The sequence below is a fragment of the Methylibium sp. genome (assembly GCF_013817365.1).
Lineage (GTDB): Bacteria > Pseudomonadota > Gammaproteobacteria > Burkholderiales > Burkholderiaceae_C > Methylibium.
On the sequence record NZ_JACDCU010000342.1, the window covers coordinates 1 to 4,489 of the forward strand.

At 69.7% G+C, this 4,489-nt stretch carries 5 protein-coding genes; 3 read left to right on the plus strand and 2 right to left on the minus strand.

All coding sequences use genetic code 11. From position 1 onward, the window contains the following. On the plus strand, positions 1-734 hold a 734-nt coding region (locus H0W38_RS17190; RefSeq protein WP_367162306.1), incomplete at its 5' end, for a phosphatase PAP2 family protein. Positions 735-742: 8 nt separating this feature from the next. After that, a complete protein-coding gene (locus H0W38_RS17195) occupies positions 743-907 on the plus strand; it encodes a hypothetical protein (RefSeq protein WP_292456316.1) in 165 nt (54 codons plus the stop codon). Positions 908-915: 8 nt separating this feature from the next. Here H0W38_RS17195 and H0W38_RS17200 read toward each other — a convergent pair whose 3' ends face one another. Both H0W38_RS17200 and H0W38_RS17205 read right to left on the minus strand, forming a co-directional pair. Continuing rightward, positions 916-1,677 carry an ABC transporter permease gene (locus tag H0W38_RS17200; RefSeq protein WP_292456319.1) on the minus strand — a complete coding sequence of 254 codons (762 nt, stop codon included), beginning with the start codon at positions 1,675-1,677 and terminating at the stop codon, positions 916-918. Further along, the gene (locus H0W38_RS17205) at positions 1,674-2,648 is read right to left on the minus strand and encodes an ABC transporter ATP-binding protein (RefSeq protein ID WP_292456322.1); all 975 of its coding nucleotides are present in this window, start codon (positions 2,646-2,648) and stop codon (positions 1,674-1,676) included. The genes H0W38_RS17200 and H0W38_RS17205 overlap by 4 nt, the downstream gene beginning before the upstream one ends. A 231-nt stretch (positions 2,649-2,879) precedes the next feature. Here H0W38_RS17205 and H0W38_RS17210 point away from each other — a divergent pair. Continuing rightward, the coding region (locus tag H0W38_RS17210; RefSeq protein WP_292456324.1) for an AAA family ATPase at positions 2,880-4,489 on the plus strand (1,610 nt) is incomplete at its 3' end.

Below are 4,489 nucleotides of genomic sequence, written 5' to 3' on the forward strand. Positions count from 1 at the left end.
GCGCGATGACGCAGCGCGCGCGGGCGCGGAGGCAGGACGCCTTCGTCGCGCTGCTTGCGCTAGGCGCCTTGCTCTGCTGGGACTTCTCTGGGCTCGATCTCGTCGTAACCGGCTGGTTCGGTGATGCCGGCGGCTTCGCCTGGCGCGATGCGTGGCTCACGAGCGCACTCCTTCATCGGGGCGGCCGCAACCTGGCCGGGGCCGTGCTGGCCCTCATGACGATCGACGCGCTTCGTCCGCTCGTGGCGGGGCCGCCGCGGGCCGAACGCATGCGCTGGCTCGGCACGACGCTCGTCTGCCTGTTGCTCGTTCCCGCTCTCAAGCGCGCGAGCCTGACGAGTTGCCCGTGGGACCTGCAGGGGTTCGGCGGCGTGGCGGCTTACGTGCCCCATTGGCGCGTGGCCGTGGCGGACGGCGGACCGGGCCACTGCTTTCCGTCGGGGCACGCGGTTGCCGCGTTCGCCTTCCTGAGCGGCTACTTCCTCTGGCGGCGGCACCGGCCGGTCGCCGCCCGCCGCTGGCTGGTGGGCGTGTGCCTGGCCGGCCTGACCTTGGGCGGTGCCCAGGTCGCGAGAGGCGCGCACTTTCCGAGCCACGTGCTGTGGTCCGCGTGGCTTTGTTGGTGCGTCTGTGCCTTGTCCGCGAAGGGCCGGTGGCGGCCGCGGCCTGCCGTTGAAACCTGCGCCGCGCTCGCCTCGGCGCCTTCAGCCGAGCTTCAGGTCCGGCAAGGATGATCGTTGCCATGGAAACCGTGTCGAGCCGCACCCCGCCCGATGAACTGCGTCCGATCGCTGCGACGGTGCAGCGGCCGGTGCTCGAACGGGCGATCCGGCTCGTCAGCCAGGCTCTGGAATGGACGGCCTGCGTCGTCCTCGCCGCCGTCTTCCTGTACTTGATGCCCGGATGAGGGGCGGCTCACGCCTTGAGCCGATAGCCGGTGCGAAAGATCGCCCACACCGCCACCAGGCACAGCAGCAGGAACACCAGCGTCATCCCCAGGCTCACCGCCACGCCCACGTCCGCCTCGCCATAGAAGCTCCAGCGAAACGCGCTCACCAGGTACACCACCGGATTGAACAGCGTGATCTTCTGCCACAGCGGCGGCAGCATGTCGATCGAGTAGAAGCTGCCGCCCAGGAAGGTGAGCGGCGTGACGATCATGGTGGGCACGATCTGCAGTTTCTCGAAGCCGTCGGCCCACACGCCGATGATGAAACCGAACAGGCTGAAGGTGATGGAGGTGAGCAGCAGGAAGGCCACCATCCACACCGGGTGCATGATGGAAAAGTCCACGAACAGCCGCGCGGTCAGCAGGATGATCAAGCCCAGGATCACCGACTTGGTGGCCGCCGCGCCGACGTAGCCGACCACGATCTCCAGTGGCGAGATCGGCGCCGACAGCACCTCGTAGATGGTGCCAGACCACTTGGGCATGTAGATGCCGAACGAGGCGTTGGAAATGCTCTCGGTCAGCACCGCCAGCATGTTCAGCCCCGGCACGATGAAGGCGCCGTAGCTCACGCCGTCGATCGACATCATGCGCGAGCCGATGGCCGAGCCGAAGACGACGAAGTACAGCGACGTGGCGATCACCGGTGCGGCGATGCTCTGCAGGACGGTGCGCCAGGTGCGCGCGAGTTCGAACCGGTAGATGGCCTTGATGGCGTGCGGGTTCATGCACGGAGCTCCTGCGCTGCAGGTCTGCGGCTTTCGGCATTGCGGTCGGCCGCGCCGTGGACCAGGCTCACGAAGATCTCTTCCAGCGAACTCTCCTCCGTGCGCAGGTCCTTGAAATCGATGCCGTGCTCGCCCAGGCGCTTGAGAACGCCGGCGATGCCCGTGTTCTCGCTCTGCACGTCGAAGGTGTAGACGAGTTCCATCCCGTCGGCCGAGAGAGCGAGCGACTGGTCGGCCAGTGCGGGCGGCACAGCGGCCAGCGAGTTCTGCAGGTGCAAGGTGAGCTGCTTCTTGCCGAGCTTGCGCATCAGCACCGCCTTGTCCTCCACCAGCACGATCTCGCCCTTGCTGATGACGCCGATGCGGTCGGCCATTTCTTCGGCCTCCTCGATGTAGTGGGTGGTCAGGATGATGGTCACGCCGCGCTCGCGCAGGCTGCGCACCATGGCCCACATGTCGCGCCGCAGTTCCACGTCCACGCCGGCTGAAGGCTCGTCGAGGAACAGGATGGTCGGCTCGTGGCTCAGCGCCTTGGCGATCATCACGCGGCGCTTCATGCCGCCCGAGAGGGTGCGAATCTGAGCGCCTTTCTTGTCCCAGAGCGACAGGTCCCGAAGTACCTTTTCCAGGTAAGCCGCGTCGGGCGGCTTGCCGAACAGGCCGCGGCTGAACTTGACGGTGCCCCACACGCTCTCGAACGCGTCGGTCGACAGCTCCTGCGGCACGAGGCCGATGCTGGCGCGCGCGGCACGGTAGTCGCGCACGATGTCGTGGCCGTCGGCCAGCACGCTGCCCTCGCTGGCATTGACGATGCCGCAGATGACGCTGATCAGCGTGGTCTTGCCCGCGCCGTTCGGGCCGAGCAGGGCGAAGATTTCGCCGCGGCGGATGTCGAGATCGACGCGCTTGAGCGCCTGAAAGCCCGAGGCGTACGTCTTGCCGAGGCCGCGCACGGAAATGATGGCTTGCACGGAATACCTGCTCCTGGTGATGATGGCTGGCGTGTGCCAAGCGAGACCCATAGCGGTGAATGTAAGGAATTGCTCTATATTGGCAATTCACCAGGGTCTCGCGACGATCGGTCCATGATGACAGGCCACCGTGAAGCGAGGGAGGTGCCGAGTTCGGGCAAACGCCGCGCGCGACCGGGGTGCCCCGCACCGGCCCCCTGGGCTCGCGGCGGCGAGCGATTGGAGGAGCGGATGTACGAAGCCAGCTTCGGATTGAACGCCCCGCCATTCCGGTTGCTGCCGGATCCGCGCTTCTATCTCGAGGACGGTCAGTACGGGACGGTCCTCGCCAAGCTGCTCGACGGTCTGGAGACCGCCGAGCCATGCCTGCTTCTCACCGGCCCGGCCGGCAGCGGCAAGACGGCGGCAGCACAGCGCTTGCTGATATTGCTGGACCGTTCGCGCTGGACCGTCGGCACGATGTTCGCGTCCGCCGACGGCGACGCGCAGGACGCGCTGCGCGCCGCAGTGCGGGCCTTCCGGCTCGCCCATGCCGACACTCAGCCTGGGCTCACGCTCGATGCGTGGCTCTCGACCCAGGCAGCGCGTGGCGGTCGGGTGCTGCTGGTTGTCGACGAGGCGCAGCACCTCGACGACGGCGCGCTGCGCCAGCTCGCCGAGCGGCTTGCCCCGGACCGCGACACGCCACGGCTGCAGCTCTGCCTGGTGGGCGAGCATGCCCCTGCGGCGCTCGCTGGCGCGCAGCGCGACGGATCCGTGCCACCGGTCGTCGTCCACTGCCGTCTGAGGGCGCTCGACGCGACCGAGACGCGCGACTACGTGCTGCACCGACTGCGCTGCGCCGGCTGGACGGGGCGCCCAGCCTTCGAACGCGCCGCGACCGATGCAATCCACCGCCGCAGCGAGGGCGTCCCGCGCCGCATGCACCTGCTCGCCGACCGGGTGCTGCTGCAGCTGTCGATCGACGGCGTCGATGTCGCCACCGCGGCCGCCGTCGAGGCCGCCGACGAGCAGCGGACCTTCGAGTGGCAAGGCCTCGCGCCGATCAAGGCCGGAATGCGCGCTCCGGCGCCGGTGGATGCGCCCGTGTCGCGAATGCCTTCGATCGAGGAAATGCTGGCGGGCATCGTCGTACCGTCGCGCGCCAGACCGCGCAGCGAAACGAGTCGCGACCGGGACGCGGAATCTGCGCCGCGCAGCGAGCCGCACCTGCCACCCCTTCCTTCGGCGCCGGACGATCTCCCGGCCAGTTCGCCGGGCGCTTCGCCGACCGGTGGATCACCCCGGTCGCCCGAGGGCGCCGTGCCACCCGGCACACGGTCCGCCGGCAAGGCGGGCGCCGCAGCGAGGGGCCTCCCCGTCGGCCTGGCCGCCGGCGCGATCGTGGTCGCGCTGGCGAGCATCGGCATCGGTTTGTGGCTCGGCGACGGGGGGCGGGCACCCGGCAGCACCGAGCTCGAGCGCATGCGGCTGGCCGTCATCGCGCCAGCCCGACAAGCCAGCGGGACAGTGACCGGGCCGGCCGGCGAGCTCGGGGCGCCGGCGGGCACTGCCACACCCGCCACACCCGCGGCCCCAATGGCAGCTACGACCGCCCCGCCGCCAACACGGCCGCCCACGACAGCGGTCTCGGCCCCGTCGTCCGCACCCGGTGCGGGAGCCAACGCCTTGCCGCTCGACGCTCGCGAGCCGCCCTCCGCCGCTACGGCCTCCGCATCGGCGGTTGCCGTCGACGCGGCGGCCCCGCCTCGGCCCGCACTCGCTTCGGGTTCGGCGAGCGCCGCACCGGTGCCCTTGGCCGGCCCGACGCCCTCGCCATCCCCGACCAGCGCCACGCCACC

What these genes read in the sequence shown, in the direction of transcription:
- H0W38_RS17195 (WP_292456316.1), top strand. Translation starts at nt 743, where the DNA reads ATGGAAACCGTGTCGAGCCGCACCCCGCCCGATGAACTGCGTCCGATC.
- H0W38_RS17200 (WP_292456319.1), bottom strand. Translation starts at nt 1,677, where the DNA reads ATGAACCCGCACGCCATCAAGGCCATCTACCGGTTCGAACTCGCGCGC.